Source organism: Billgrantia zhangzhouensis, assembly GCF_021404465.1.
GTDB lineage: Bacteria > Pseudomonadota > Gammaproteobacteria > Pseudomonadales > Halomonadaceae > Halomonas > Halomonas zhangzhouensis.
On record NZ_JABFTT010000013.1, the window covers coordinates 36114 to 62833 of the forward strand.

Sequence of the window (26720 nt, forward strand, 5' to 3'; positions counted from 1 at the left end):
AACAATGAAAGTCATCGATAGCTTGATTCCACGCCCTGGCCTCAGGGTGCTGATCACCGCAGGCGGCAATGGCATCGGCTTGGTCATGGCCCAGGCCTTTTACGAAACGGGCGCCCGGGTGCACGTCTGCGATATCGATACCCAGGCGCTGGCTGCGCTGCCCGAGGGGATCAGCCACACCGTGGCCGATGTCAGTCAGGAGGCCGACATCGAGAAGTTGTTCCAGGATGTCGCTGGGCTGGGTGGTCTCGATGTGGTGATCAACAACGCCGGCATCGCCGGGCCGACTGCCGGGATCGACGAGGTCGACGACGAGGCCTGGACCCGTACCATCGACATCAATCTCAACGGCCAGTACCGGGTCGCCCACCGGGCCGTTCCGCTGCTACGCGAGAGCCAGGGCGTGCTGATCAATATGTCTTCGGTGGCCGGTCGCCTGGGGCTCGCCTATCGCACGCCCTACGCGGCCAGCAAGTGGGCCATCGTCGGCCTGACCAAGAGCCTGGCCTCCGAGCTCGGCACCGAGGGAGTGAGGGTCAACGCCATCCTGCCCGGTATCGTTCGCGGGCCGCGCATCGAGAGAGTCATCGCGGACCGGGCCGCCAAGTGCGGGCTCAGCTACGCCGAGATGGAGAAAGAGTATCTCTCGGGGGTGTCCATGAAGCGCATGGTCGAGCCCACGGATATCGCTGCCATGGCGCTGTTCCTGTCCGCCCCCGCCGGCGCCAACATCTCGGGTCAAGCGCTGAGCGTCTGCGCCAACGTCGAATCGTTGTAAACGACACCTCCAGGTAGCGCCTGAACGCTGGCACCGGAATTCCCGGTGCCAGACGGCTCGCCTGTGCCTTATTACGACGCTCCCGATGGCCCATCGGTGCTGCACCGAATGCTTCTGGACCTGACATAGCTGGAGAGATTAACCATGGCATCACAACGCAAGGTCATCATCACCTGCGCCCTGACCGGCGCGATCCACACCCCCTCCATGTCGCCGCACCTGCCGGTCACCCCGGAGGAGATCGCCGAGGCAGGTATCGCTGCCGCCGAGGCCGGCGCCGCCATTCTCCACCTTCATGCACGTGATCCGTACAACGGCAAGCCTACCCAGGACCCTAGCGTTTTCGAACGCATCCTGCCGCGCATCAAGAAGGCCACCGACGCCGTAGTCAACCTTACCACCGGCGGCAGCCCGCACATGAGCGTGGAGGAGCGCATGCGGCCGGCCATCGAGTTCAAGCCCGAACTTGCCTCGCTCAACATGGGTTCGATCAACTTCGGCCTGTTCCCCATGTTCAAGCGCTATGAAAGTTTCCAGCACGAGTGGGAGGTGGAGCACCTCGAGAAGAGTCGCGACCTGGTGTTCAGGAACACCTTTGCCGATATCGAGAAGACCATGACGCTGGGCGCCGGGAGCGGCACTCGCTTCGAGTGCGAATGCTACGACATCGGCCATCTCTACAACCTGCGCAATCTCATGGATCGCGGCTTCATCGACGGGCGCGTCTTCGTGCAGAGCGTGTTCGGCATCCTGGGCGGTATCGGCCCGCATCCGGAAGACGTGCTGCATATGCGGCGTACCGCCAATCGTCTGTTCGGTGATGGCTACGAATGGTCCGTGTTGGGCGCTGGCAGCAACCAGATGCGCATTGCCGCCCAGTCTGCCGCCATGGGCGGGCACGTGAGGGTAGGCCTAGAGGATTCGCTGTGGCTCGCGCCGGGCAAGCTGGCCGAGAGCAATGCCAGCCAGGTGGCCAAGGTGCGGGAAATACTCGAAGGACTCTCCTTCGAGATCGCGCCCCCCGACGAGGCGCGTGAATTGCTGCAGTTGAAAGGCGCCGACAAGGTCGGCTTCTGACAAGACGACAGGATGAAGAAGCACATGAAAATCAACGACGAGGTCATTGTGATCACGGGTGGCGCTCGCGGGCTCGGCTATGCCATGGCGCAGTGCCTCGGCAGCCAGGGCGCCACAGTCGCGCTGCTCGACAGAAGTGCGGAAACCCTGGACGAGGCGGTCTCTTCGCTGGTGGCGCAAGGCATCACTGCTCACGCCTTTCAGTTGGACGTTGCCGACGAATCATCGGTAGTCGAGGCATTCGCCGATGTCGCTCAGCGGTTGGGGCCGGTAGCAGGCTGCGTCAACAACGCCGGCATCACTGACGACGCGTTGCTGCTCAAGGTGGAGGACGGGGCGGTTACCAAGCGTATGTCATTCGAATCATGGCAGCGAGTGATCGACGTGAACCTGACCGGCGTCTTCCTGTGCGGACGTGAAGCGGCGACGCAGATGGTCGAAGCGGGGCGCGGGGGTGTGATCGTCAACATCTCGAGCATCTCCCGCGCGGGCAACATGGGCCAGAGCAACTACGCGGCGGCCAAGGCTGGAGTGCATGCACTCACGGTGACCTGGGGCAAGGAACTGGCCAGGTACGGCATTCGTACGGGCACGGTGGCGCCAGGGTTCATCGAGACGCCCATGACAGCCGCCATGCGTCCCGACATGTACGAGAAAGTGGCAGCCAGCGTGCCGCTGAAAAGACTGGGCGACGCCGACAACATCACCCAGAGCGTGGCGTTCATCTTTGACAACGACTACTTCACCGGACGAATCATCGAGTGTGACGGTGGCTTGAGGCTTTGACATGCACGCCTCCCGTGATTCTCCCGGTGCCGTCTTTCCTGTCAGGTGCGCTCAAGCAGAAGGGCGATGCCCTGGCCGCCGCCGATGCACAGCGTGATCAGTCCGTAGCGGCCGCCGGTGCGTTCCAGCTCGGCCAGCGCCTTGATGGTCAGGATCGCGCCGGTGGCGCCGACCGGGTGGCCCAGCCCCACGGCGCCGCCGTTGGGGTTCAGCCGCTCGGCGGGAAAGTCGAGCTCGCGTGCCACCGCCATGGCCTGGGCGGCAAAGGCCTCGTTGGATTCGATCACGTCGAGGTCGGCCATGCTGAGCCCTGCTTCGTCGAGGCAGCGGCGCACGGCGGGAATCGGTCCCAGGCCCATCAGGCTGGGTTCGACCCCGGCGGTGTTGGCGCAGATTAGCCGTGCGCGGGGCGCAAGACCGCGGCGGTCGGCCTCGTCGGCGTGGGCCAGTACCAGGCTGGCGGCGCCGTCGTTGATGCCCGAGGCGTTGCCGGCGGTGATCACACCCTCCTTGGCGAAGGCGGGTTTGAGCCGGGCGAGATCCTCCAGGGTGACGCCGTCGCGCACGTGCTCGTCGTGCACGAACTGGCGCTCGTTCTTACCCTCGCGCACCGTGACCGGCACGATCTGGCTCTCGAAGCGGCCCTCGGCGATGGCGCGGGCGGCCTTCCGATGGCTCTCCAGGGCGAAGCGGTCGATTGCCTCGCGCTCGAGCCCGCAGCGCGAGGCGATGTTCTCGGCGGTCACGCCCATGTGGCCGCTGCCGAAGGGGTCGCTGAGCACGCCCAGGGTCAGGTCGGTAACGCTGGCGTGGCCCATGCGCAGGCCGTTGCGCGCCTGAGGAGGCAGCAGGTAGGCGCCGCGGCTCATCGACTCGGAGCCGCCGGCCAGCGCGAGGCGACTGTCGCCAAGCACGATCTGCTGGGCAGCGGAGAGAATCGCCTGCACGCCGGAGCCGCACAGGCGGTTGACGTTGAACGCCGCTGCGCCCTCGGGCACGCCGGCTTCCAGGGCGATGTGGCGCGCCAGGTAGGCGTCCTGGGGTCCGGTGGTGATGATATGGCCGTAGACGGCATGGTCGATGGCGTCGGCTTCGACGCCGGCGCGAGCCAGCGCCTCGCGGGCGGTGACGGTGCCCAACTCATGGGGAGCGAGCCCGGCCAGGCTGCCGCCGAAGCTGCCGATGGCGGTGCGGGCGCTGCCGAGAATGACGACGGAATCGAGCCGCATGAGGTTCTCCTGTCTTGGATCTTGTGAGCCATCAGGCCGCGTCGCTCTTGCCGAGCAGCGAGCGGGCGATCACTTCCTTCATGATTTCCGAGGTGCCGGCGTAGAGGGTCTGCACGCGGGCATCCAGGTAGAAGCGCGAAATCGGGTACTCGCGGGTATAACCGTAGCCGCCAAACAGTTGCAGGCAGGCGTCGATGGTGCGGCACTGCATCTCGCTGAGCTGGAGCTTGAGGATGGCGGCGTCGGTACCGTTCATCTCCCCCTGGCGATACTTCGCCACGCACTGCTCGAAGTAGGCGCGGCCCATGTCGATCTGCGCACGCACCTCGGCCAGGGTGAAGCGAGTGTTCTGGAACTCGCCCACGGCGCGGCCGAAGGCGCGGCGCTCGCGCACGTAGTCGAGGGTCAGCGCCAGCGCACCCTCCATGGCACCCAATGCCTGGGCCGCCACGCCGAGGCGCTCGCGGGGTAGCTCCTGCATCAGGTAGACGAAGCCGGCGCCCGCCTCGCCGAGCAGGGCGTCTGCCGGCAGATGCAGGTCGTCGAAGAACAGCTCGGCGGTGTCGCTGGCGTGCTGGCCGATTTTCTTGATCGGCTGGCCGCGGGAGAAGCCGGCCAGCGTGGTGTCGACCAGAAACAGCGAGACGCCGCGGGCGCCGGCGGATGGGTCGGTCTTGGCGCAGACGATCACCAGGTCGGCGATCTGACCGTTGGTGATGAACAGCTTGCTACCGTCGAGCCGCCAGCCCGATTCGGTACGGCTGGCTCGAGTCTTCATCGCTGCCAGGTCGCTGCCCGCGCCGGGCTCGGTCATGGCGATGGCGCCGATGGTCTCGCCGCTGGCCATGGCCGGCAGCCAGCGCTTGCGCTGGGCCGGCGTGCCGATGTGCAGCAGGTAGGGTATGACGATGTTGGCGTGGATGTTGTAGGCACTGGCCAACCCGCCGAAGCCCTGCCGCGAGATCTCCTCCAGCGCCAACTGAACGATGGCGAAGTCGGCGCCGCTACCGCCCAGTTCCTCCGGTAGGTCGATGCCCAGCAGGCCGGCCTCGCCAAGCTGCTGCCACAGTGAGCGCGGCATCTCGCCAGCTTCTTCCCACGCTTCGTAGTGGGGCGCCACTTCCTGCTCGAGGAAGCGGCGGATGGTGTCGTGGAACAGCGGCGTCAGGTCGTCTTGCGGCATGGTCATGGATCAGCCGAGCTCCTTGCGCAGGTGGCGTTTGAGAATCTTGCCGGCGGTACTCTTGGGCAGGGCCTCGGCGAACAGAATGCGCTTGGGCACCTTGTAGGGCGCCATGTGGGCCTTGGCGTGGGCGATCAGTTCCTCTTCGCTCACCTCCATGCCCTCCTTGGGCACCACCACGGCGGTAATCGCCTCGATCCACTTTGCGTCCGGCAGGCCGATCACGGCCACCTCGGAGACAGCGGGGTGCTTGAACAACCCTTCTTCCACCTCGCGGCTGGCTACCACCACGCCGCCGGTGTTGATGACATCCTTGATGCGGTCGACGATGTACAGGTAGCCCGCTTCGTCGAAATAGCCCACATCGCCGGAGTGGAACCAGCCGCCGGCGAAAACTTCCTCGCTCATCTCGGGCTTGTTCCAGTAGCCGGTGAGCAGCTGCGGTGAGCGATGCACGATCTCGCCGTGCTCGCCTGGCGGCACGTCGTTCATCTCCAGGTCGACGATTCGGGTCTCCACGGTGAGGATGGGGCGACCGGCCGACGCCGGGCGCTCGGCGTGCTCCTCGGGGCGTAGCACGGTGGCCAGCGGGGCGATCTCGCTCTGGCCGTAGCAGTTATAGAGTCCCACCCCGGGCAGGCGCTGCTGCAACTCCTCGAGCACCGGCACCGGCATGATCGAGGCGCCGTAGTAGGCCTTCTTCAGCGTGGTGAGGTCGAAGGTGTCGAAAGCGGGGTGACGCAGCAGGCTGATCCACACAGTGGGTGGGGCGAAGAACGAGACGATGCCTTCCGCAGCGATCTGCGCCAGGCAGTCGTCAGGTAGTGGGGCCATGCGCAGGTGCACCGGGGCGCCGAGCAGCAGCGCCGGCATCAGGAACACATGCATCTGCGCCGAGTGATAGAGCGGCAGGGCCGCCAGCATCGGCTCGTCGCCCTTGATGTCGAGCTCCACCATGCAGGCCATGTACTCGGCGAGCAGCGCCTGGTGAGTCATCATCGCCGCCTTGGGCGCCGCCGTGGTGCCCGAGGTGTAGAGCAACTGGGCCAGGCTGGAAGCATCGATTTCGATGTTCGGTTCGCTGTCATCGCTATCTTCGTCGAGAGCCACCTGCAGCACGTCGAAGCCGTCTGGTGATTCCGCATGCAGCGTGCCGGAAAGCGAGAGACCGAGCTCTTCGCTCGCCTTGGCCACGTTGTCGGCCAGGCTCAGGTCGCTGAGCAGTGCGCTTGCGCCGGATTGCTCGAGAATGTAGCGCAACTCGTCGGCGCTCAGCGCGAAGTTGATCGGCACGTGCACCAGGCCGGCACGGGTGGCGGCCAGCCAGGCGATCACGTAGGCGTCGGAGTTCTTGCCATAGGCAGCCAGCCGATTGCCCGGCATTAGGCCCGATGCCAGCAGGCGATTGGCGACCCGGTTCACCGCCCGGTTCAGTTCAGCGTAACTCCAGCGCCGGCCCTCGAAGGCCAGCGCCAGCTTGTCGCCGTGCTTGCGCGCGCTGCGACTCAGCGCAGCGCCGATGGTGTTCTGCTGGATCCTCATCTCGTCCTCCTGTTCAAGCGCCGTTGACCAGACGACACTGGCTTTCGGAAAGTGGGCGGAAGGCTTCTTCGGCGGGAATGGTGCGTACCACGCGGAACAGGTCGTCCTCGTTCTGCGATTCTTCCGGGGTCTTCACTTCCACCAGGTACATGTCATGCACCATGCGGCCGTCTTCGCGGATGTAGCCGCCAGTAGCAAAGATGTCATTGATCGGCGTAGCCGCCATTTGCTGGCGTACGGCTTGGGCTTCGTCGGTACCGATGGCGTCGACGGCCTGCAAATAGTGCAGCGTGCTGGAGTAGAGCCCGGCGTGGACCATGGTCGGCATGTTGCCGGTGCGCTCGCGGAAACGCTCGGCCCAGGCGCGGGTCTCGTCGTTGAGGTCGTAGTACCAGGCCTTGGTGAACTGCAGTCCCTGCGCGGCTTCCAGACCGATGCTGCGCACGTCGGTGCTGAACAGCACCATGCCGGCCAGTACTTGACCGGCCTGGGTGATGCCGAACTCGCCCGCGGTGGTGATGGCATTGATGGTGTCGGAGCCGGCATTGTTGAGGGCGACCACGTCGGCGCCGGATGCTTGGGCCTGTAACAGAAACGAGGAGAAATCGCTGCTGGGGAAGGGATGGCGTGCCTTGCCCACGACGCTGCCGCCGTTTTCCAGTACCACTCGCTCGACGTCGCCCTCCAAGGCGTGGCCGAAGGAGTAGTCGGCGCTGAGCAGGTACCAGTTCTGGCGGCCTTCCTGGGTGATCGCCTTGGCGGTGCCGTTGGACATGGCCCAGGTGTCGTAGACCCAGTGAATGTGGTTGGGTGAACAGCTCTCATTGGTGACACCGGAAGAGACGGCGCCGTTGACCAGGCCCAGGCGATTCTCTTCCTCCAGCAGCCGAATGGCGGCCAGGGTGACGGAAGAGGCCACCAGGCCGGTGACCATGTCGACGTTGCGCTCGTCGATCCACTCACGAACGATGCTCGAGCCCACGTCGGGGCTGTTACGGTCGTCAGCGCTGAGGACCACGACGTTGGCGCCGGCCACGCTGCCGCCGACATCGTCGATGGCCATCTGGATGGCGTCCTGTCCCATGGGGCCGATGGGGTCGCGATAGGGGCCCGACATATCGGCCAGATAGCCGATTCGTATCTCGTTGTCAGTGATCTCGGCGTGTGCTGTGTGGCCGGCGAGCATGATGGAAGCGGCGAGCGCTCCCAGGGCGAAGCGGCGTGTCGTTGTCATTGTTTGCCCTTGTCGTTGTTGTGAGAGGCTGTGGGTCGATGCGGCAGGCTGTGGATAAACCTGTGCGCAATTTGGTGAACTTTTGTGCAAAGGGTGTGAGCTGACGGTCGAGCCGGCTACATTCCCGAAGCATGCCCTGTTCATAGTAGGAAGAAAGCGAGTGACCAGGTTTACGCATCGCGCCACAATGTTTGCATTTCGTGCCATTTCGACTGCAACAACATTTGCGAAACTCTGCAGGTTTAAATGGGGAGAAATAAAAAGCACTTGGGAAAGTTGCCATTGGTTAGAAAAAAACAAAGAGTTAGTTGTGCTTCGAAAATTGACCAAGTGAGAGCGAGCAGTCGAAGGTGACAGAACGTGCCAGGGCCTAAGAGGGAAACATGCCGAATGGCGGCCGATCATGAACCGGGAACGAGCGCGGCATTGGTAGGCGCCGCAACGCTCGTTGACGACCTTGATGGCCGGGTCAGGATAGGAGACGAGTGAACTATCTCAGGGGCGCTGCCGGGCGAGCAGCTCGCCAGGCTTGAGTACCGCCGTGGCGCCTGTGGCAGTGGACACGCCGAGAAAGGTGCGGCGGAAAAGTGGTGCAGGGAGCCTCTCCCCACGTTCGTGCTGGGCATCGTCATGCATGTTTCAACCGCCCCTCTGTCTTGTTGTGTCAGGGTTCAGGGCGTTGGTTGCGATGAGAGGCCTACCCGCTTAGTCGTACTTCCTGGTGTTTGCGCATGAAGAGCCGTTACCGACTCGAGAAAAGCAAGAGGCGCCGCCTCGCGTGTGGCGCCTCTTGCGTCATGCTGGGGGACGTCTAGTGTGTATGGCCGTGATCATGACCATGGTCGTGCCCATGCCCATGCCCATGCCCATGCCCATGGTCATGATCGTGACCATGCCCATGATCGTCATGGCCCGGCTCGGCCAGGGCATCATGCAGCACCTGGGCGTTGTGGCGCATCATGCCCAGGTAGGTGCTGGCTTCACCTTCTGAAGAGAGAGCATCGGCGTACAGCGTGCCGGCGATGGGCAGGCCGGTCTCTTCGGCGAGCTGGTTGATCACTGCTGGGCTTGTCATGTTTTCGTGAAACAGGGCACGTACGTTCTGCTCGCGTATCACGTCGGTCAGCCGGGCCATGTCGGCGGCACTGGGCTCGGCTTCGGTGGAGAGGCCTACCGGCGAGAGAAAACGAATGCCGTAGGCGTGGGAGAAATAGCCGAAGGAGTCGTGGCCGGTGATCACGCTGGTCGAGGCCGGAATCTCGCCCAGCAGCTCGCGGATTTCGGCATCGGTGGCTTCCAGCTCGTTGATGTAGCGCGCGGCGTTCTCGCGGTAGGTGGCTTCGTTGTCCGGGTCCGCCTCGATCAGGCCATCGCGAATATTGCCCACGTAGACCTTGCCCATGGCCAGGTCCTGCCAGGCATGGGGATCGTAGTCGCCATGCGCATGGTCGTGGTCGTGATCATGCGCATGGCCATGGTCATCGTGACCGTGCGCGTGCTCATGGTCGTGGCCATGGTAGTCGAGGCGTTCGATGCCATCGGTGGCCGTCACCAGCGGGCCGCTGTAGTCGCTGGAGTCGATCAAGCGTTCCATCCAGCCTTCGAACAGCAGGCCGTTGAAGACCACCAGGTCGGCATCGGCCAGCGAGCGTGCATCGCGCGGGCTGGGAGAAAAGACGTGAGTGTCGCTATCGGGGCCGACCAACGAAGTGATCTCCACGTGCTCGCCCCCCACGTTCTGCGCCATGTCGGCCAGGATGCTGAAGCTGGTGACGACCTGAACGCGTTCGGCGGCAATGGCGGCAGGCAGAGCCAGCATGGCCGAGGCGCCCAGCATCAGGGCGGCGGATGAGGCGTGTCGCATGGAAATCCCCCTTTAAATAGCCGATATTTAATGTGTTTCAGTGCGTTTCGGGTGTGCCGAGAGGCACGGCATGACGTCGCAGTTTCGCCCGCAGGCTGTGATGGCGGCCGAGCAGTGCGGAGAGTACATAGCCAACGCCAGCCAGCAGGATGATGGCCGGCCCCGAAGGAACGCTGAGATGGTAGGAGAGCAGCAACCCGCCGAGGCTGGCAAAAACGGCCAGCATAATGGCGATGATGATCAATCCCTCCAGGCGTTTGCTCCAGAAGCGTGCGGTGGTGGCCGGCAGCATCATGAGGCCCACGGCCATCAAGGTTCCCAGGGTCTGGAACCCGGCGGTGAGGTTGAGCACCACCAGGCCGAGAAAGATGCCGTGCACCAGGCTGCCCTGCTTGCCCTGGCCGCGCAGGAACAGCGGATCGAGGCATTCGACCACCAAGGCGCGAAAAATCAGCGCCAGGGTGATCACGATCACGCTGCTGATTGCCGCGATCAACACCAGCGCAGTGGAGTTCACTGCCAGGATCGAGCCGAACAGCACATGGGTGAGATCGACGCTGCTACCCCCCAGCGAGACGAGCATGACGCCCGCTGCCAGCGAAATCAGGAAGAAGCTGGCCATGGCCGAGTCCTCCCGGTGCCCGGTCATTTGCGACACGCTGCCGGCCAGTACCGCAATCAACAATCCTGACAGCACGCCACCCAGGCTCATGGCCGGCAGCGAGAAGCCCGCCAGAAGGAAGCCCAGCGCCACGCCGGGCAGAATGGCATGGGCCATGGCATCGCCGATCAGGCTCATGCCGCGCAGCATCAGGAACACGCCCATGGGCGGGGCCGCCAGCGAGAGAGCCAGGCCGGCCACCGCGGCGCGGCGCATGAAACCGTAGTCGAAGGGGGCGATCAGCCACTCGTGAAGCAGCTCCATCATGCGTCGATTCCCGGAATGCCCAGGGCCAGCCGTGCCGAACCGAGGTGGGCAGGCTGGCTCTGGAGAAGGGCTTGGGCGGTGGTCCACCGGGCGTGGCCGCCCGTCAGTACCACGACTTCTTCCGCCAAGCGGGCCAACTGCTCCATGTCGTGCAATACCACGATGATGGTGGCACCTTCGGCCGCCATGTCGCGCAGTACCGTCATCAGCACCTCGACGGTTTCCGCATCGACGTTGGCGAAGGGTTCGTCGAGCAGCAGCAGCTCGGCTTCCTGCATCAGAGTACGGCCGATCAGCGCGCGCTGGCGCTGGCCGCCGGAAAGCTCCCCTAGCGGGCGATGGGCCAGGTGTGAAATCCCCAGGCGCGCCATCACCTCGCGGCCGCGCCGGTAGTGACGGGCGCAGTAACCGGTTAGCGCGCCGTGGCTCGGCCAGCTACCGGTCATCACCAGCTCTTCCACGCTCATGGGAAAGGTGAGGTCCAGCGCCAACTGCTGGGGCAGCCAGGCACGGCGCTCCTTGGGCGCCGTGCAGACCACCCTGCCCGCCACCGGGCGCAGCATGCCCATGATGCCCTGGATCAGCGTGCTCTTGCCGGCGCCGTTGGCACCGACAAGCGCTGTGATCGCGCCGTCGCGGAAGCGGCCGCTCACATGCTCGAGCACGGTGCGGTTGGCCTGGGCCAGCTGCAGGTCGTGAAGCTCCAGGCGTGAGGGGGGCGTCTCGGTCATCAGCCCAACCACCCTGCCGCCCAGGAGACGGCGAGCCAGAGGACGCCCAGCGGCGCAGCGGCCAACAGCAGGCGGCGCGTGGCAGAAAGCGACATCAGCGAAAAATGGCACGGCCCTTCGGGGCGGTGCCGATGCGTGCGGTGTGCCATGAGATGGCCCTTGAGGAATAAACTAAGATATAACATAACAAATAAGAGGGCGGTCTGGGAACCATAATGCCCTTAGGAGAGGGCGAAAGCTCACCAGTCCAAGTGCGTCAGATCCCGATGCGGCGCAGCCCATGACACTGGCCGCGAGCGGAAGGGTGAGGCTTTCCTGAGCAATGAGTGGGCCTGCCCCCACCTCGTGAGCGATGGGCCGGCAGGAGGAAAACCGACGACCTGTCTCAATAGCGCAGCGCGACTCCCACCTGGTTGGGTGTTACCAGGAAGGCGTACTCGCCCTCGAGATGGATGTCTCCCAGCGAGACCCGTGCCGGCTTGAAGCGGTTGATGGCCACCGAAGCCTGGCGTGGCTGGGTCTGCAACTGCAGTTCGCTGACCAGCATGCCGGTGGCGAAGTTGATCGCCCCGTCGCGGCCACGACCGTCGCCTACCCCGATCAGCAGCCCAGAGGCCGTATTCACCAGCAGCGAGCCGAGGCGTGCCTCCAGGCTGCGGCGCTGGCGTTCTTCCTCTGCTACCGCATGGAGCAATCGGCGGGCGCTCTCGATGTCACCATCGCCCTCACGCAGCTCGCGGTATGCCGCCGGGTGCGGTTGGCGATCCATCAGCGTGCCGGCCAGCGCCAGGGCCGACTTCACCACGCCCACCCGGGCATCGTAGCGATCGTCGCGGTCATTCGCCTCGCTGGCCTGATAGGCATTCACTGCCAGGGTGGTGGCGTATACACCCGCCCAACCGTACTGCCAAACGTTGGCGTGGCGCTCGCCGCGGGCCAGGGCATCCTCGTAGGCCTGGTACTCCTGCGTGGGCTGCTGGGCGAAGGTGGGAGCGGCAAAGGCCAGGCTCAGGCCCAGTGACAGGAGCAGGCAAATGAAGCGTCGGTACCGAGGCATGATGGTCTCCATGAGTGGACGAAACGAGCCTAGCATTTCAGCCGCAGATGCTCACTTCCTCCTTGGCAGCAGGCTGGGCCGGTCATCCTAATCATAGCGGCTCCTGCCGAACCATGGCGCTAACCGTGTCGAATAAGTCCAGGCCGCCCATCTGGCCGCCCTTGAGGATGATGGGCAGCCGTTTGCCATCCGCGAAGTGGGCTCGACAGATGGCAACGCCAGGTGACAGCTGTCCGGCATAGTCGATGCTGCATGGGGCGAGAGCGTGAATGGCCAGGCTGGAGGTGTCGCCACCCGCGATCAGTACCGTGCCAGCCGTACGTTCGGACAATAGGTGGGTCAACAGCTCGGCGGAGCGCTGGGCCATGTCTGCTGGTGAGAGACCGTGGGCCGAGTCCTCGCCGAGCACTGCCAGTACGTGATTGCCCGAGGCCAGAAGCTGGCGAATCTGCCGACAGGGGACGTCGGGGCATTGCGCAAGGGATGCGGCAGGTATGGCGACCTTGGTGAAGCCAGTTGCCGCCATGACCTGGGCTGCGGTCATTGGTGAGCGGCTGCCTGCGAAGACCAATAATGGGCCGGGCAAGGTATCCGGTAGCGAAGGCCGAGTTGTAGCGGGAAAGCACGTCTCGGCCACGCTACTGGCTCCGACCCACAATTGAGGGTACGGCGAATTCACCAGCCGACCCTTGAGGGTTCGCTGATCGCTTTCGTCCAATACGTCACACAGCATTGGAGTGCTGGGCAGTGCCTCGCCGCTGCGTAGCGCCAGGAGATCGAACAGTGCCAGGTTAGGCAGCCCCAGGGCAGCGAAATGGCGGCGCAAGTCTGCTTCACGCATTGGCGTGACGGGATGATCCTGCATGACGGGGTGGCGGTCGATCCTGTGAAGGTTACCATCGCCCCCCTTGGCGAACAGATTGCCGAACAGGCAGTAGCGGCCGAGGCTTGGCTGCCCTCCCAGGACGACCGTAGTAGCAGGGGCGAGGCTTTCGGTCAGCATGCTCATGGCAGTGGCGATGTTGCCGATGTCTACGCTGCTGTCGAAAGTCGAGCAGACCTTGAGATGGATGACCTCCGGTGCATGAGGCTTCAGGGCTTCAGCGATATGCCGCATGGTGGCGGTCAAGGCGTCCCGTTTCATGCTGCGAGCTGCCGTCGCGATGCCGAAAGCGTCGAGATCGCGTACCTCTTCTGGGGTGGGGGGAGCCAGGTAGAGCCGCGTTCGCAGGCCTGCCCGGCTCAGTGTTGCGAGCGTATCGGACGCCCCGGTGAAGTCATCCGCAACGAATACGTAGCGCATGCCTAGCGTGCTCCGAAGAAGTCGAGTGCGGCAGCAAGCGCAGGCCGGCCGGGAGCTTCCAGCGGTTCGTTGGCTTGTATGGCATCCCAAGCCTCGCGCAGGCTCCTGACGCCTGCGGCGGTGCCATCGGGATGGGCCAGGATGCCGCCACCGGCCAGGAACATGAAGTCGGCGCTGCCGGTTTCCGTCAGCGTCGACGGCAGGGTGCCCGCCCACTGGCCGGAAGAGAACACCGGCATCACCCGGTCGTCCGACTGGCCTAACGGTTGCAGCGAAAGTTTCGCCGCATGGGCGACTTCCTCAGTCAGGTCGGCAAACTTGCCGCCCATGCCGTGGACGTGCATATGGTCGATTCCCGCCAGCCGGTACAGGACCTGATAGGCGGAGAAATCGATCCCCAGCGCCGGGTGACGAGCGAAGGCACCAAACCCGTTGCGATGCCCGTGGATGGCCAGCGGCGTCGATGCGCGCAGGCTCTGCATCGCCGAGAGGCCGCACCAATTGAGGCTGGCCATCACACAATTGCCGCCTTCCGCTTCGACGTGCTCGGCATGGCCGCGCATGGCATCCACTTCATCGGTAATGTTGAACGCCACCATCACGTCACGGCCACTGCGCTGTCGCCAGCGACGTACCCGGGCCATCACCGCACTGACTCGCTCGCGTACGGGGGCGTGGGGATGATTGCCGGCGATTTCATCGTCCTTGATGAAATCGACTCCCGCTTCGCACAGGCGCTCGACAAGATCGGCGGTTTCCTCGGGGGAAAGGCCGATGTTGGGCTTGAGAATGGTGCCGAACAACGGCCTGTCCTGGACGCCCAATGCCGTGCGTGTTCCGGCCACGCCCAGGCGGGGCAGCAAGTAGCGGTCCCGGTACTCGGGGCGCAGGGTCAGCCCGGTGAGGCGTAGCCCCGTCACCTCGCCCAGGTCGAAGAGATTACCGGCCACCGTCGCCGCCAGGTTGGGCAGGTTGAGGCCCACGTTCTCTTCGGGATAGTCGATCTCCACCGCAACGCGGCGCCAGGGGCCCGAAGCGCGCTTACGCTCCAGATAAGCGCTGCGCAGGCTGGGCCTGTCGCACTCGTCGACTATCTCGACTCTGGCGACACGAGCACCGAATCGTGTTCGCAGCGCTTCGGTTTCTCCTTCGACACGTACGAAGGTGCCCGAGCTTTGTTCCCCCGCCATCATTTCCGCTACCGCCTGGGGATCCAGCGGGGTTTCCACCAGATAGGAAGCACGAATCATGGTTCTGCCCTATCGAGCGAGGGGAAAGGGCGGACCGGGTCGCTGCCATCCCAGTCCTGTGAGGCTTCGCGGATCAGGCGGAACATGTCGCCTTTGGGGCCGCGTACTTCGGAAAGCTCGATCACCGTGCCGGGGTGATACTCGCGGTCGAAATAGGCGAAACGACCGTTCTGGCCGACTTCGCCGCTCATCTTGACTCGGAAGCCCTGGGCCTCCATGGCGGCCAGGTCGGTGTCGTAATCCTCCGTCCAGAAGGCCACATGCTGGAGCCCGGTGTGTCCTGCCTGGAGAAAGTCGCGATACATCGAGGGAGCATCGTTACGAGTCTGGATCAACTCGACTTGAATGAACCCCGAATTGGCCAAAGCGACCGAATTGTGAACGTCGTACCGTTGCCCTTCGTAGGTGTAATTCTCTATTGGAACGCGGGGGTTATAGAAGAACGGGCCGACACCCATGACCTTGGACCAGTAGTCCATCGCTTCTTCGATGTCCGTTACCACGTATCCCAGTTGGCGGATCGCGCCGAGATGTCTGCTCATGGAATCTCACTTCATGACAAGGTTGGGCAGCCAGGTGGAAAGGCCGGGAATCAGCGTCACCATCGCAAGAGCTGCGAAAAGGGAAAGATAGAAAGGGGCGACGCCACGAATGACCGACTGCAGTGGCATCTTGGTGATGATCGACACCATGTAGAGGCTCATGCCCACCGGGGGCGTCAGCAGCCCGAGCATCAGGTTGAGCACGAACACCACACCCAACTGCTCCGGCGGAACGCCGGCCTGCAATAGCGCGGGTGTGACGATGGGAGCAATGATCAGAATGGCCACGATGGCTTCCAGGAACATGCCGACCACCAGCAATAGCAGGTTCAGGATCAACAGCAGGACCAGTGGGTTTTCGGATACCTCCAGCAGCCATGCCCCGGCTCGCGCCGGTACCCGATCCATCGTCAATACCCAGGCAAAGAGAGCTGCCGCTGCCACTACGAACAGTACGTTGGCCGTGGCCAGCACCGTTTCTCGCGTGCATCCGATGAACCCTTCCAGGCTGAGCGAACGATAGACCAGCAATCCGATCAGCACGGCATATGCCACCGTGACTCCTGCCGCTTCGGTGGGGCCGAAGAAGCCGCTTATCATGCCGCCTACCAGCAGCACCGGAGCGAGCAGCGCGGGCAACGAGATCCAGGCCTTGCGCCGAATGGCGGGCAGGGAAGGACGTACGTCGTCGCGCGGCAGGTCGTGGCGGCGGGCCATCAGCGCGATCTGGACCATCAGCGCCACTGCCACCACGATGGCCGGCACCACTCCTGCGAGCAGAGCACGAATGGTCGACACCTCGGCCGCGGTGGCAAAGATGATCAGCGGAATGGACGGAGGAAAGATCGGGCCGATGGTGGCTGCCGCAATGGTCACGCCTGAGGCGAAGCGCTGGCTGTAGCCTTGGTGCACCATCTGGCGTATCTGGATGCCGCCGAGCGCGCCGATATCCGCCAGCGCTGCCCCCGACATGCCGGAAAATATCAGGCTGACCAGGACATTGACGTGGGCCATGCCGCCGCGTACTCGCCCCACCAGCATGCGCATGAGATCGAACAGGTGGGTCGTTACTCCCGTCGCCCCCAGCAACGAGGCCGCCAGTATGAACAGCGGTACCGCCAGCAGAGGCGAGCTGTCGAGCGTATTCACGGCACGCTGGGCGAGTACCGTCACCGGCAAGTCATGAATCAGGATGACGAGCCCGGCCGACAAGCCAAGGCTGATGGCTACCGGCGCGCCGATGAGCAGGCACAGGGCGAAGAGTACCAGCAGGGTAAGGGTCATTCCTGCACCTCCCGGCCCGCGGCCAAGATACCGAGGCGGTAAGCGGAAACCAGCGCGAGAAGGGCCAGCCCCACCAGCGCAGGCATGTAGAACCACAGGTTCGGCATGCCCATTGCCGGTGTCGCGAAACGCCCCGCACGCAACAGGAAGCGATAGAAGCCGTACAGCGTCAGGACGCAGAACCCCAGTGTCGCCAGTTCGCCCACCACCAGGCAGAGCCGTTGCCCAAGCCGGGGCAGTAGCTCCACCAGTAGCGAGACCGCCACATGCTGGCCGCGCAGCAGCAGAAACGGGGCCGCGAGATACACCATGGCGATGCCGGCGAAGCGGGCGGCTTCGTCGACCCAGGGCAGGCCAGTGTTGAACAGGTTGCGCGCCACGACCTGGGTCACGATCAGTACGGCAATGAGAACCAGCAGTACCATCGCCACTCCAAGGCACGCTTGGGTCAGCCAGGTGACCGCTCGTCCGGCAATCGGCTTGTGCTCGTTCATGGCTCAGTCGACGGCTGCGATCTGCTCGTACAACTCGCCGTACTGCGCGGTGAACTCCTCGGCAATACGATTACGAACGCGAGTGCGAAATGCCTCGATATCCATGCCTTCCTCGGGGCCGACAATGTTCATTCCCGCGGCGCGCAGGGAGGCAAAGTCCTCGGCTTCCGCTTCCAGCATGGCGGCAGTGGCTCGTTCGCGAACTTCAGCGGCGGCTTCGGTAATGGCGCTTCGATGTTCCGGCGACAGCGACTGCCAGGTATCGTCGTTCATGACGATGACCTGGGCGGCGCTGATATGGCCGGTCAGCATCATGTGACTCTGCACTTCGTTGAGCTTGGAGGTAACGACCACGTTAACCGGGTTCTCCTGGCCTTCGACCACGCCGGTTGCCAGTGCCGTGGGAACTTCAGCCCAGTCCACGGGAACGGGGACCGCGCCCATGCCTTCGACAGTGGCCATGTAGATCGGGAAAGGAATGGAACGAATCTTGACGCCCTCAAGATCGTCCGGCGTCCTTACCTCGCGGTCGGTCGTCAGATGGCGTGTGCCGAAATAGAAGGCATAGAGCAACCTCACCCCGGAAGCATCCACTAGCCCCTCGTTGAGTTCCTGCATCACGGGCGAGTCCACGTCCATCACTGCCATCAAGTGATCGATGTCGCGATACAGGTAGGGCGTATCGAATGCCGCAAAGGGAGAGTAGAGCGAGCCGATGGCGCCGGCCGTGTTATGGGAGATGGCGATCGACCCGGTAGATACCGCTTCGGCCAGCTCCTGCAGCCTGCCGAGCTGCGAGTTGGGAAAGATATCCACCACGACCTCGCCGTTGGTCTTCTCCGCGATGGCCTCGGCCAGCCACTCGGCCTGCATGCCGGCGATCGAGTTTGGTGTATGCATGTGGCCATAGCGCAGTGTGACTTCCTGGGCAGTAGCCGTACCGGCGCTCATGAACAGCGCACCCGCCATGGCCGTCAGCCGGCCGAACTTGTAGATCTTGTTGAACATGACGTTCTCCAGATGATGTTTTTTTATTTATTTGTAGGTGATGGTGTTCATACCCTACGATTCTCAAGGCTAGGGCAGGAGCCTCCAGAGGGGCAATGAGGACTTTTTGATGTTTTTTGATGGAAAGCGTCCATTGATACCGGATATTGCCGCCATGGCCGGAGTATCGACAGCGACGGTGGATCGGGTTCTGAACCGTCGGCCGGGCGTGCGGGAGGCCACGCTTCGCCGGGTGCTCGAAGCGGCAGTGCACATCGGCTACATGGACGAGGAGGAGTTGAGCAAACGGTTGGGTCCGCGCTTTGCCAAGGTGGTCTTTCTCCTGCCCAGGGGAACGAATCCCTATCTCACTGGGCTCAATACTCGCGTGCGCGAACTGGCCGATCTCTCGCCGGGGCCGGTCAAGGTCAGGAGCCACTTCATCGAGAGCTTCAATCCCGATGCGTTGGCACAGGCGCTGAGGCGCTACGGCAGAAGCGCGGATACCGTCGTGTTCATGGCCATTGATCATCCACGTGTGAGGCAGGCCATCGACGAACTCGTGATGGCGGGAAAACGCATCATCACCATTATTTCCGATCTACCTAGCTCGAACCGGCACGTCTATCTCGGCATCGATAATTTCGCCGCGGGGCGCACCGCCGCGCAGATCATGGGGCGATTCTGTCATGTCGACTCGGGTAAGCTGGCGCTCATTGCGGCAAGCCGAGCCTACCGTGCCCACATGGAACGCGAGATGGGCTTCCTGGCCCTGACGGAGGCTAACTTCCCCTACCTTAGCGTGATTGGCCCGCATGAAGGGCATGACAACCGCGACGAAAACTACCAGAACACTTGCCGCCTTCTGGAAGAACATCCCGATATCGTGGGCATCTACAATGTGGGCGGTGCGTCGGATGGCATCGGGCGGGCACTGCGCGAATCGCGGCGAGAGGCTGACATCTGCTTCATCGGTCATGGACTGACGCCCGACACCCGTAGCATGCTGCTTGATGGAACGATGGATGCCGTCATCACCCAGAGCCCGGACCTGATCTATTCACGAGCCATCGCCGCAGCAACGGATGAGCAGGCCGACGTTGCCCCGGTGGCCATGGAAATCTACTTCTCCGAAAACCTGCCCGCGGCGCATCATGTAAGCTGATATTAAGAGAAGTCCACTGCAGGGAGACCTCATGCGACCGCCCCTCGACGATACCGCGCTCGACACCGTCTTTCGCGAAGCGCATACCCACTACGGCTTCAAGCCGGCGCCTATCGACGAGGCTACCCTGCGTGAACTCTACGATCTGCTCAAGTGGGGACCCACCTCGATGAACTGCCAGCCGGCGCGCTACGTCTTCGTGGTGAGCGACGAGGGCAAGTCGCGCCTGATGCCGGCGCTCTCCGAAGGCAACCGCGACAAGGCCCACGAAGCCCCAGCCACCGTGATCATTGCCGTCGACACCCACTTCTACGAATTCATGCCGCGCGTATTCCCCAGCTCGCCCAACGCCCGCGAGCGCTTCGCCGAAAACCCCGACAAGGCCAGCGACACCGCCTGGCGCAACGGCACCCTGCAAGGCGCCTACCTCATCGTGGCCGCACGCATGCTAGGGCTCGACGCCGGCCCCATGAGTGGCTTCGACAACGCCATGGTCGACGAGGAGTTCTTCCCCAACGGCCGCTACAAGAGCAACTTCCTGATCAACCTTGGTGTGGGAGACCCCGCGGGCCTTCGCCCGAGGGGGACGAGGCTGGCGTTTGAGGAAGTGGCGGAGGTGGTTTGAGGCGAACATGATCTATCTCAACCTAAGAATAATTTTTTGTAGCGAAAAGTTACGATAGATGTTTGTCTAAAAGGACTAGAAAATACGATAGGCAGGGCGCTCAATGTTTTATGCGCATTCCACTGAGGATACCGACAAGGCTTCCTGGCAGCCATTAGCAGAGCACCTGAACGCAGTTAGCCGGCTGACCGCCGCGCGTGCCGCGCGCTTCGGTGCAGAGGCCTGGGGTGAAGCCGCAGGGCTGCTGCACGACCTTGGCAAGTACACGGTGCCCTTTCAGCGGCGTCTGGAAGGTTCGCCGGAGCGTGTCAACCACTCCACGGCAGGTGCCCATGTCGCCATCGAGAAATATCCTCAGCTTGGTCAGCTATTGGCCTATCTGATTGCCGGCCACCATGCAGGGCTGGCCAATGGAAGGGATAGCGGCGAACGTACCCCGCTGAAGAGCCGCTTAGAGGCCGACTTGCCCCCTCTCGACCCGATATGGCAGCAAGAAATTGTGCTGCCCGAAAGCCTGCCACCTCCCGAGCGTTTCCAGCCTCAACCTGACAGAGCTTTCTTTCAATACGCCTTTCTCGCTCGAATGCTCTTTTCCTGCCTGGTCGATGCTGATTTTGTCGAGACCGAGGCGTTTTATGCAGTGCATGAGAAAGGTTTGCCTCATACGCGCGGCGGCGGCCCCGGGCTTGGTGTGCTGCGTGATGCATTGAATAGTTATCTGGCCGCCTTCAAGGCCGATAGCGATGTCAATCGCCTGCGCGGCGAGATACTTACCCATGTGCGCACCCAGGCCGAGAAACCGCCCGGGCGGTTTACACTGACAGTGCCAACCGGTGGCGGCAAGACGCTGGCCTCGCTGGCCTTCGCGCTCGATCACGCCATCGCCCACGGTATGGACCGGGTGATCTACGTGATCCCGTTCACCAGCATCGTTGAACAGAACGCCGCCGTGTTTCGTCATGCACTAGGCAAGTATGGTGACGCCGCCGTACTGGAACACCACAGCGCGTTCGATAGCGATGCGCCGCACGGTCGACAGGATCGCGATAGCCGCGACAAGCTCAAGCGTGACAGCGAGAACTGGGACGCGCCGATTATCGTCACCACCGCCGTACAGTTCTTCGAGAGCCTGTTCGCTGCCAAGACCTCACGCTGCCGCAAGCTGCACAACATCGCGGGCAGCGTGGTGATTCTCGATGAGGCGCAGACCATGCCGCTTCCGCTGCTGCGCCCTAGCGTGGCGGCACTGGACGAACTCGCGCTCAACTACCGCACCAGTGTAGTGCTATGCACCGCCACCCAACCGGCGCTGGCCGAGACCGATGACCCTGAGCGCAGCTTTGCCGGAGGCCTGCGCGATCTGCATGAACTGGCCCCCAATCCGCAGCAGCTCTATCGCCAGCTTGAGCGTGTCACCGTACGCCATGTCGGCACCCTCGACGACGCGGCGCTACGCGACGAGCTGTTCGCCACCGAACAGGTGCTGTGCATCGTCAATAATCGCCGTCACGCTCGGGCACTGTTCGAAGCGATTGCCGATCAGCCTGGCGCCTATCATCTCACCACGTCGATGTGCGCGGTGCATCGTCGCCAGGTACTCGCTGAAATACGTGAGGTTCTCGAAAGTGGCGCACCGTGCCGAGTAATTTCGACATCTCTAATTGAGGCTGGCGTGGATGTAGACTTCCCACGTGTTCTACGTGCTGAAGCGGGCCTGGACTCCATCGCCCAGGCCGCCGGGCGCTGCAACAGGGAAGGCAAACGCAGGGCGGCAGATAGTGAGGTCGCGATCTTTGCCACCGCCAACGAAGACTGGGCGCCGCCGCCGGAACTCAAGCAGTTCGCCCAGGTGACGCGTGAAGTACTTCGGCAGCATGGCGACGATCCGCTCTCTTTGGATGCCATCGATGCCTATTTCCGCCTGCTCTACTGGCAGCAGGGCGACAAGGCGTTGGACCGGCACGATCTGCTTGGCCTGTGTGAAAAAGGGCGATTGGAAGGGCTGCCGTTCGAAACGCTGGAGCAGAAGTTTCGCATGATCGAGAACAACCAGCGTACCGTGATCATTCCCTTCGATGACACCGCTCGCGATGCAATCAAAGCGCTCGCTGCCGCCAAAGGTGTCGGCGGTATCGCCCGCAAGCTGCAGCCTTATACCGTTCAAGTGCCACAGCAGGGCTTCGCCGCGTTGGAGCGGGTCGGTGCCATTGTGGCTGTCGAACCCGACAAATTCGGCGACCAATTCATGATGTTGGTTAACGAGGATCTTTATGACGAGTGGCTAGGGCTGAACTGGAGCGAGCCGACTTTTATAAAAGCTGAAAACCTGATCATATGATTTCCAAGGGAAAGAAGTTGATAAGGCTTTGCCTCTCTATTAAGCTTGCTTTGTCAAGCGGTCAGAGGGCATTGCCATGGTCTCGTCAGGAGATGAGGAAGGGAAGCAACGAGGTGACTGGTCATTGCTTTGTAAAATTCAGAGAGGCTACGTCACGTTAGAGCTGAAATGTCCCTTTAAGCTGTCTTGGCTCGTCTCATTGTTCAGCGTTGCTATAGCAGCATTAGGAATTAAGGGCTGGCTTCTCTGAGGATGAGTGGATAGAAACTTTCCTTTGGAAATCAATAAAGAACATATGTCGCCCCGATTCTTCCGGGGCGCGGATATATAAAGGAAATAAAATGGCATTCGGTGTTCGGCTGCATATCTGGGGGGAACGGGCCTGCTTCACGCGCCCTGAGCTCAAGACGGAAAGAGTCTCCTACGACGTGATCACGCCCTCAGCGGCACGCGGCATCTTAGAGGCCATCCACTGGAAGCCAGCGATTCGCTGGTGCGTGGATCGTATTCATGTCCTCAAGCCGATTCGCTTCGAATCGATCCGCCGCAACGAGGTGGCCGGAAAGCTGCCAGCAGGCACGGTGTCCAAGGCGATGAAGACGGGTCGCGTCGATGAGGTTCACTACTTCGTCGATCAGAACCGGCAGCAGCGCGCCGCGACCATTCTACGCGATGTTGGCTACGTGATCGAAGCGCACTTCGAGTTCACGTCCCGCGCCGACGACAGCGATACACCCGGCAAGCACCTCGATATCTTCAATCGCCGCGCCCGCCAGGGGCAGTGCTTTCACATGCCATGCCTGGGAACGCGGGAATTTCCCGCAGCTTTCGAGTTGATCGAGGCCGATGAGCAGATGCCGGTGGTAGATGATGGCCTGAGTGGTGAACGCGATCTTGGCTTCATGCTACATGACATCGACTTCGCCAACGGCAAGACGCCGCGCTTCTTCCGCGCCAAAATGCAGGACGGCGTGATCGAAGTGCCGCCCTTTTCGGAGGCACTGGCATGATCCTCTCCGCGCTCAACGACTACTATCAGCGTCTCGCGTCTCAGGATAAGGTGCCAGTCTCCGGCTTCAGTAGCGAGAAGATCAGCTATGCGCTGGTGTTTTCCCGTGAGGGCGAGCCCGTCGCCATTGATGATTTGCGCGATACATCAGGCCAGAAGCCCAGGCCACGACCGCTTCAAGTGCCGGTCGACAAGCGCCGCACATCCGGAATTCATGCTTATCCACTGTGGGACAAGACGGCCTATTCCTTGGGAGTTACCGCTGGAGAGGGTAAGCGCCTGGCAGATGAGCACGCCGCCTTCAAGGCCCGTCAAGTGACACTGTTCGGCGGCTGCGATGATGCTGAGCTAGGCGCCTTCCTGATATTGCTCAAGCACTGGCAGCCGGAGAAACTGGCCGTGCTTCCCGGCTACAGCGAAGAGGTGCTGGACACCAACATTGTATTCCGTCTCGACGGCCAGCAGCGCTATCTACATGAAAACCCGGTGGTGCGTGAGCTGTGGCGGACAGCACTGGAAAACGATGAGGGAGAGCTCGGACAGTGTTTGATTACCGGTGAAACGGCCACTCTTGGCACCGATCATCCGGCCATACGAGGAGTCAGGGGCGCCCAGTCATCGGGGGCTTCTCTCGTATCTTTCAATAGCGATGCCTACAACTCGTACGGCCATAAAGGGCAAGCTAACGCTGCCATTTCAAAAGCCGCCATCTTCGGTTACTCCACAGCACTCAACCATTTGCTGCGCGGTGACAGCGACAACCATCAGCACCTGCAAATCGGCGATACTACTATGGTGTTTTGGGCCGAGGCCAGTGATGCGGCGCACGCCGAGGCCGCCGAAGATTTCTTCGCTATGCTCAACAAGCCGCCGAGTGACGAACAAGAGGCGGCAAAACTGGGCAGCCTGCTGGGTCAGGTTGCTCAAGGGCGTCCGCTGGCGAAGCTCGACCCCCGGCTAGAAAGTGATACACGCTTCTTTGTACTCGGCTTGGCCCCCAATGCGGCACGTCTATCGGTGCGTTTCTGGTGTACTGATACTTTGGAGCGATTGGCTCACCACTACGCACAGCACCATCGGGATCTGGCGCTAGAGCCAACGCCGTGGAAAGGCATCGCACCGGGTAGCTGGTGGCTGGCGTTACAGACTGCACCGATGCACGGCGGCCAGAAGCCCAAGGTAGACGATGTGGCACCGCAGCTTGCCGGTGAACTGATGCGCGCGATTCTCACCGGTAGCCGTTATCCGCAGTCGCTGCTATCCAATCTCGTCATGCGGTTTCGCAATGACGGTCACATCACCGGGGCGCGTATCGCGCTCTGCAAGGCCGTACTCGCGCGAGCGGCGCGACTTGCGGCGCATTCCAATTCCCATACTCAGGAGGTGCCCGTGAGTCTCGATCCTCATTCCACCCATCCCGGCTATCTGCTCGGACGACTGTTTGCCGAGCTGGAAAGCGCCCAGCGCGGCGCCCTCGGCGACCAGGTCAACGCCACCATTCGTGACCGCTACTACGGCGCGGCGTCGGCGACGCCGGCCAGCATCTTCCCGATGCTGCTGCGCAATGCGCAGAATCATCTATCGAATATGCGCAAAAAGGATAAAGGTGGGCTGGCACACACCATCGAGCGTGAAATCGGCGCCATCATCAACGGCCTCGGCGATACCTTTCCCAAACATCTAAAGATCGAAGAACAGGGGCGCTTTGCCATCGGTTATTACCATCAGTCGCGGGCGCGTTTCACCAAGCGCGACAATGAAACGACACCAGAAGAATCCACGCAGGGAGAAGACGTATGACTGCCATCGCCAACCGTTATGAGTTCGTGCTGCTGTTCGATGTCACCAACGGCAACCCCAACGGCGATCCCGATGCCGGTAACCTGCCGCGCCTCGACCCGGAAACTAACCAGGGGCTGGTTACTGATGTCTGTTTAAAGCGCAAGATTCGCAACTATGTTGCGCTGGAAAAGGAGGACGAGGCCGGGTATGCCATCTATATGCAGGAAAAGTCGGTTCTTAACAACCAACATAAAAAGGCGTATGACGCACTCGATATCAAGCCTGAGCCGAAAAAACTGCCGAAGAGTGAGGCCAAGGCACGCGAGCTGACCGCCTGGATGTGCCAGAACTTCTTCGATGTGCGTACCTTCGGTGCGGTGATGACCACCGAGGTCAACTCCGGCCAGGTACGCGGCCCGGTGCAGATGGCCTTTGCCAGCTCGATCGACCCTGTCGTGCCCATGGAGGTCTCGATCACACGGATGGCGGTCACCAATGAAAAAGACCTCGAAAAAGAGCGCACCATGGGCCGTAAGCACATCATTCCCTATGGTCTCTACCGCGTGCATGGCTATGTCTCGGCCAAGCTCGCCGAGCGTACCGGCTTTACCGATGCTGATCTCGAACTGCTGTGGCGCGCGCTGATCAATATGTTCGAGCATGACCGCTCTGCAGCACGCGGCGAGATGTCGGCACGCAAACTGATTGTCTTCAAGCATGATAATCCGATGGGTAATGCCCCAGCGCATCTGCTGTTCGACAGCGTAAAGGTCGAGCGAGTCGAAGGCGAAGCCGATACCCCTGCCCGGCACTACAGCGATTATCGAGTCACGGTCGACGTCGAAGCGCTACCGGCTGGCGTTAGCGTCGAAGAGCGCTTGTAGATAGCACCATGGAGGATGAGGTCCGCCTGATCCCGCTCTCGGCGCTGCAGCACATGCTGTTCTGCCCGCGCCAGTGTGCGCTGATTCATCTCGAACAGCAGTGGGCTGAGAACCGCTATACCGCAGAAGGACGCATCCTGCATGAACGCGCCGATCGTCTCGGTCACGAGCGTCGGCGCGGCGTGCATACCACCATGGCATTGCCTCTGGCCAATGAACGGCTGGGGCTGACCGGTGTTGCCGATGTGGTTGAGTTCGATGAATCCCGGCAACCTCATGTGGTGAGGCCCATAGAATACAAACGTGGCCGGCCCAAGGCGCATCGAGCCGATGAAGTACAACTTTGTGCCCAGGCGCTATGCCTGGAGGAGATGCTGAGCCTTGTCATCGAGGAGGGCGCGCTCTACTACGGCAAGACGCGGCGGAGAAAGACCGTCGCGTTCGACGAGGAGCTTCGGACACTGACCTTGCGAGTCGTCGCAGAGACGCGAGCCCTCTTCGATAGCAACCACACGCCATCCGCCACCTACGAGCCAAAGCGCTGCGACCACTGCTCGCTGATAGATGCCTGCCAACCTCAAGTTATGGGTAAGCAGAGATCGGCAGGCCGCTGGCTGGAGCGTCAAATTCAATCTCTGGCTGAGTGAA

At 62.3% G+C, this 26720-nt stretch carries 26 protein-coding genes; 10 read left to right on the forward strand and 16 right to left on the reverse strand.

The features are described 5' to 3' along the window. Window positions 1-4 precede the first annotated feature (4 nt). The 3 genes from HOP51_RS16365 (at window position 5) to HOP51_RS16375 (ending at window position 2641) form a co-directional block, all read left to right on the forward strand. On the forward strand, window positions 5-778 hold the full coding sequence (locus HOP51_RS16365; RefSeq protein WP_234274985.1) for an SDR family oxidoreductase: 774 nt from the start codon (window positions 5-7) through the stop codon (window positions 776-778). Between the two features lie 144 nt (window positions 779-922). Continuing rightward, window positions 923-1855 (forward strand): BKACE family enzyme, encoded by a 933-nt coding sequence (locus HOP51_RS16370; protein WP_234274986.1) that lies wholly within the window; start codon window positions 923-925, stop codon window positions 1853-1855. A gap of 24 nt (window positions 1856-1879) precedes the next feature. Further along, on the forward strand, window positions 1880-2641 hold the full coding sequence (locus tag HOP51_RS16375; RefSeq protein ID WP_234274987.1) for an SDR family NAD(P)-dependent oxidoreductase: 762 nt from the start codon (window positions 1880-1882) through the stop codon (window positions 2639-2641). 41 nt (window positions 2642-2682) lie between these two features. Here HOP51_RS16375 and bktB read toward each other — a convergent pair whose 3' ends face one another. The 16 genes from bktB to HOP51_RS16455 all read right to left on the reverse strand — a co-directional run bounded on the left by bktB (window position 2683) and on the right by HOP51_RS16455 (window position 18290). Continuing rightward, window positions 2683-3870, reverse strand: coding sequence for a beta-ketothiolase BktB (gene bktB / locus HOP51_RS16380; protein ID WP_234274988.1), 1188 nt, complete (start codon window positions 3868-3870; stop codon window positions 2683-2685). A 31-nt stretch (window positions 3871-3901) separates the two neighbouring features. Continuing rightward, window positions 3902-5059, reverse strand: a complete 1158-nt coding sequence (locus HOP51_RS16385; protein WP_234274989.1) for an acyl-CoA dehydrogenase family protein — start codon at window positions 5057-5059, stop codon at window positions 3902-3904. Between the two features lie 3 nt (window positions 5060-5062). After that, entirely contained in the window at window positions 5063-6595 is a 1533-nt protein-coding gene (locus tag HOP51_RS16390; protein ID WP_234274990.1) for a fatty acyl-CoA synthetase, read from the reverse strand. Between the two features lie 13 nt (window positions 6596-6608). Continuing rightward, on the reverse strand, window positions 6609-7829 hold the full coding sequence (locus HOP51_RS16395) for an ABC transporter substrate-binding protein (RefSeq protein WP_234274991.1): 1221 nt from the start codon (window positions 7827-7829) through the stop codon (window positions 6609-6611). A 495-nt stretch (window positions 7830-8324) separates the two neighbouring features. Beyond that, the gene (locus tag HOP51_RS16400; protein WP_234274992.1) at window positions 8325-8465 is read right to left on the reverse strand and encodes a twin-arginine translocation signal domain-containing protein; all 141 of its coding nucleotides are present in this window, start codon (window positions 8463-8465) and stop codon (window positions 8325-8327) included. Between the two features lie 175 nt (window positions 8466-8640). Then, window positions 8641-9693: a metal ABC transporter solute-binding protein, Zn/Mn family gene (locus HOP51_RS16405; protein ID WP_234274993.1), complete on the reverse strand. Its 1053-nt coding sequence runs from the start codon at window positions 9691-9693 to the stop codon at window positions 8641-8643. Window positions 9694-9730: 37 nt separating this feature from the next. Next, window positions 9731-10621, reverse strand: coding sequence for a metal ABC transporter permease (locus HOP51_RS16410; protein WP_234274994.1), 891 nt, complete (start codon window positions 10619-10621; stop codon window positions 9731-9733). After that, window positions 10618-11352, reverse strand: coding sequence for a metal ABC transporter ATP-binding protein (locus HOP51_RS16415; RefSeq protein ID WP_234274995.1), 735 nt, complete (start codon window positions 11350-11352; stop codon window positions 10618-10620). Before HOP51_RS16415 ends, HOP51_RS16410 begins: the two co-directional genes overlap by 4 nt. Continuing rightward, window positions 11352-11501: a hypothetical protein gene (locus HOP51_RS16420; protein WP_201296996.1), complete on the reverse strand. Its 150-nt coding sequence runs from the start codon at window positions 11499-11501 to the stop codon at window positions 11352-11354. The genes HOP51_RS16415 and HOP51_RS16420 overlap by 1 nt, the downstream gene beginning before the upstream one ends. Before the next feature lie 236 nt (window positions 11502-11737). Next, entirely contained in the window at window positions 11738-12409 is a 672-nt protein-coding gene (locus tag HOP51_RS16425) for a hypothetical protein (RefSeq protein WP_234274996.1), read from the reverse strand. Between the two features lie 91 nt (window positions 12410-12500). Beyond that, window positions 12501-13712 carry a four-carbon acid sugar kinase family protein gene (locus HOP51_RS16430; RefSeq protein WP_234274997.1) on the reverse strand — a complete coding sequence of 404 codons (1212 nt, stop codon included), beginning with the start codon at window positions 13710-13712 and terminating at the stop codon, window positions 12501-12503. A 2-nt stretch (window positions 13713-13714) separates the two neighbouring features. Further along, window positions 13715-14962: a RuBisCO large subunit C-terminal-like domain-containing protein gene (locus HOP51_RS16435; protein ID WP_234274998.1), complete on the reverse strand. Its 1248-nt coding sequence runs from the start codon at window positions 14960-14962 to the stop codon at window positions 13715-13717. Next, entirely contained in the window at window positions 14959-15504 is a 546-nt protein-coding gene (locus HOP51_RS16440; protein WP_234274999.1) for a VOC family protein, read from the reverse strand. The genes HOP51_RS16435 and HOP51_RS16440 overlap by 4 nt, the downstream gene beginning before the upstream one ends. 6 nt (window positions 15505-15510) lie before the next feature. Further along, window positions 15511-16788 (reverse strand): TRAP transporter large permease, encoded by a 1278-nt coding sequence (locus HOP51_RS16445; RefSeq protein WP_234275000.1) that lies wholly within the window; start codon window positions 16786-16788, stop codon window positions 15511-15513. After that, on the reverse strand, window positions 16785-17282 hold the full coding sequence (locus HOP51_RS16450) for a TRAP transporter small permease (protein WP_234275001.1): 498 nt from the start codon (window positions 17280-17282) through the stop codon (window positions 16785-16787). Before HOP51_RS16450 ends, HOP51_RS16445 begins: the two co-directional genes overlap by 4 nt. A 3-nt stretch (window positions 17283-17285) precedes the next feature. Beyond that, complete coding sequence (locus HOP51_RS16455) at window positions 17286-18290, reverse strand: TRAP transporter substrate-binding protein (RefSeq protein ID WP_234275002.1); 1005 nt, start codon at window positions 18288-18290, stop codon at window positions 17286-17288. 109 nt (window positions 18291-18399) lie between these two features. Between HOP51_RS16455 and HOP51_RS16460 the strand changes: the two genes are divergently transcribed. The 7 genes from HOP51_RS16460 (at window position 18400) to cas4 (ending at window position 26719) form a co-directional block, all read left to right on the forward strand. Beyond that, window positions 18400-19434, forward strand: coding sequence for a LacI family DNA-binding transcriptional regulator (locus HOP51_RS16460; protein WP_234275003.1), 1035 nt, complete (start codon window positions 18400-18402; stop codon window positions 19432-19434). A gap of 31 nt (window positions 19435-19465) precedes the next feature. Beyond that, window positions 19466-20059 carry a malonic semialdehyde reductase gene (locus HOP51_RS16465; protein ID WP_234275004.1) on the forward strand — a complete coding sequence of 198 codons (594 nt, stop codon included), beginning with the start codon at window positions 19466-19468 and terminating at the stop codon, window positions 20057-20059. Between the two features lie 103 nt (window positions 20060-20162). Beyond that, window positions 20163-22397 (forward strand): CRISPR-associated endonuclease Cas3'', encoded by a 2235-nt coding sequence (locus HOP51_RS16470; protein ID WP_234275005.1) that lies wholly within the window; start codon window positions 20163-20165, stop codon window positions 22395-22397. 341 nt (window positions 22398-22738) lie between these two features. Further along, a complete protein-coding gene (cas5c, locus tag HOP51_RS16475) occupies window positions 22739-23407 on the forward strand; it encodes a type I-C CRISPR-associated protein Cas5c (protein ID WP_234275006.1) in 669 nt (222 codons plus the stop codon). Then, window positions 23404-25206 (forward strand): type I-C CRISPR-associated protein Cas8c/Csd1, encoded by a 1803-nt coding sequence (gene cas8c, locus HOP51_RS16480; protein WP_234275007.1) that lies wholly within the window; start codon window positions 23404-23406, stop codon window positions 25204-25206. The genes cas5c and cas8c overlap by 4 nt, the downstream gene beginning before the upstream one ends. Beyond that, window positions 25203-26072 carry a type I-C CRISPR-associated protein Cas7/Csd2 gene (cas7c, locus tag HOP51_RS16485; RefSeq protein WP_234275008.1) on the forward strand — a complete coding sequence of 290 codons (870 nt, stop codon included), beginning with the start codon at window positions 25203-25205 and terminating at the stop codon, window positions 26070-26072. Before cas8c ends, cas7c begins: the two co-directional genes overlap by 4 nt. Window positions 26073-26080: 8 nt before the next feature. After that, entirely contained in the window at window positions 26081-26719 is a 639-nt protein-coding gene (cas4, locus tag HOP51_RS16490; protein WP_234275009.1) for a CRISPR-associated protein Cas4, read from the forward strand. The last annotated feature ends 1 nt before the right edge of the window (window position 26720 follow it).

What these genes read in the sequence shown, in the direction of transcription:
- HOP51_RS16365 (WP_234274985.1), top strand. Translation starts at nt 5, where the DNA reads ATGAAAGTCATCGATAGCTTGATTCCACGCCCTGGCCTCAGGGTGCTG.
- HOP51_RS16370 (WP_234274986.1), top strand. Translation starts at nt 923, where the DNA reads ATGGCATCACAACGCAAGGTCATCATCACCTGCGCCCTGACCGGCGCG.
- HOP51_RS16375 (WP_234274987.1), top strand. Translation starts at nt 1,880, where the DNA reads ATGAAAATCAACGACGAGGTCATTGTGATCACGGGTGGCGCTCGCGGG.
- bktB (WP_234274988.1), bottom strand. Translation starts at nt 3,870, where the DNA reads ATGCGGCTCGATTCCGTCGTCATTCTCGGCAGCGCCCGCACCGCCATC.
- HOP51_RS16385 (WP_234274989.1), bottom strand. Translation starts at nt 5,059, where the DNA reads ATGACCATGCCGCAAGACGACCTGACGCCGCTGTTCCACGACACCATC.
- HOP51_RS16390 (WP_234274990.1), bottom strand. Translation starts at nt 6,595, where the DNA reads ATGAGGATCCAGCAGAACACCATCGGCGCTGCGCTGAGTCGCAGCGCG.
- HOP51_RS16395 (WP_234274991.1), bottom strand. Translation starts at nt 7,829, where the DNA reads ATGACAACGACACGCCGCTTCGCCCTGGGAGCGCTCGCCGCTTCCATC.
- HOP51_RS16400 (WP_234274992.1), bottom strand. Translation starts at nt 8,465, where the DNA reads ATGCATGACGATGCCCAGCACGAACGTGGGGAGAGGCTCCCTGCACCA.
- HOP51_RS16405 (WP_234274993.1), bottom strand. Translation starts at nt 9,693, where the DNA reads ATGCGACACGCCTCATCCGCCGCCCTGATGCTGGGCGCCTCGGCCATG.
- HOP51_RS16410 (WP_234274994.1), bottom strand. Translation starts at nt 10,621, where the DNA reads ATGATGGAGCTGCTTCACGAGTGGCTGATCGCCCCCTTCGACTACGGT.
- HOP51_RS16415 (WP_234274995.1), bottom strand. Translation starts at nt 11,352, where the DNA reads ATGACCGAGACGCCCCCCTCACGCCTGGAGCTTCACGACCTGCAGCTG.
- HOP51_RS16420 (WP_201296996.1), bottom strand. Translation starts at nt 11,501, where the DNA reads ATGGCACACCGCACGCATCGGCACCGCCCCGAAGGGCCGTGCCATTTT.
- HOP51_RS16425 (WP_234274996.1), bottom strand. Translation starts at nt 12,409, where the DNA reads ATGCCTCGGTACCGACGCTTCATTTGCCTGCTCCTGTCACTGGGCCTG.
- HOP51_RS16430 (WP_234274997.1), bottom strand. Translation starts at nt 13,712, where the DNA reads ATGCGCTACGTATTCGTTGCGGATGACTTCACCGGGGCGTCCGATACG.
- HOP51_RS16435 (WP_234274998.1), bottom strand. Translation starts at nt 14,962, where the DNA reads ATGATTCGTGCTTCCTATCTGGTGGAAACCCCGCTGGATCCCCAGGCG.
- HOP51_RS16440 (WP_234274999.1), bottom strand. Translation starts at nt 15,504, where the DNA reads ATGAGCAGACATCTCGGCGCGATCCGCCAACTGGGATACGTGGTAACG.
- HOP51_RS16445 (WP_234275000.1), bottom strand. Translation starts at nt 16,788, where the DNA reads ATGACCCTTACCCTGCTGGTACTCTTCGCCCTGTGCCTGCTCATCGGC.
- HOP51_RS16450 (WP_234275001.1), bottom strand. Translation starts at nt 17,282, where the DNA reads ATGAACGAGCACAAGCCGATTGCCGGACGAGCGGTCACCTGGCTGACC.
- HOP51_RS16455 (WP_234275002.1), bottom strand. Translation starts at nt 18,290, where the DNA reads ATGTTCAACAAGATCTACAAGTTCGGCCGGCTGACGGCCATGGCGGGT.
- HOP51_RS16460 (WP_234275003.1), top strand. Translation starts at nt 18,400, where the DNA reads ATGTTTTTTGATGGAAAGCGTCCATTGATACCGGATATTGCCGCCATG.
- HOP51_RS16465 (WP_234275004.1), top strand. Translation starts at nt 19,466, where the DNA reads ATGCGACCGCCCCTCGACGATACCGCGCTCGACACCGTCTTTCGCGAA.
- HOP51_RS16470 (WP_234275005.1), top strand. Translation starts at nt 20,163, where the DNA reads ATGTTTTATGCGCATTCCACTGAGGATACCGACAAGGCTTCCTGGCAG.
- cas5c (WP_234275006.1), top strand. Translation starts at nt 22,739, where the DNA reads ATGGCATTCGGTGTTCGGCTGCATATCTGGGGGGAACGGGCCTGCTTC.
- cas8c (WP_234275007.1), top strand. Translation starts at nt 23,404, where the DNA reads ATGATCCTCTCCGCGCTCAACGACTACTATCAGCGTCTCGCGTCTCAG.
- cas7c (WP_234275008.1), top strand. Translation starts at nt 25,203, where the DNA reads ATGACTGCCATCGCCAACCGTTATGAGTTCGTGCTGCTGTTCGATGTC.
- cas4 (WP_234275009.1), top strand. Translation starts at nt 26,081, where the DNA reads ATGGAGGATGAGGTCCGCCTGATCCCGCTCTCGGCGCTGCAGCACATG.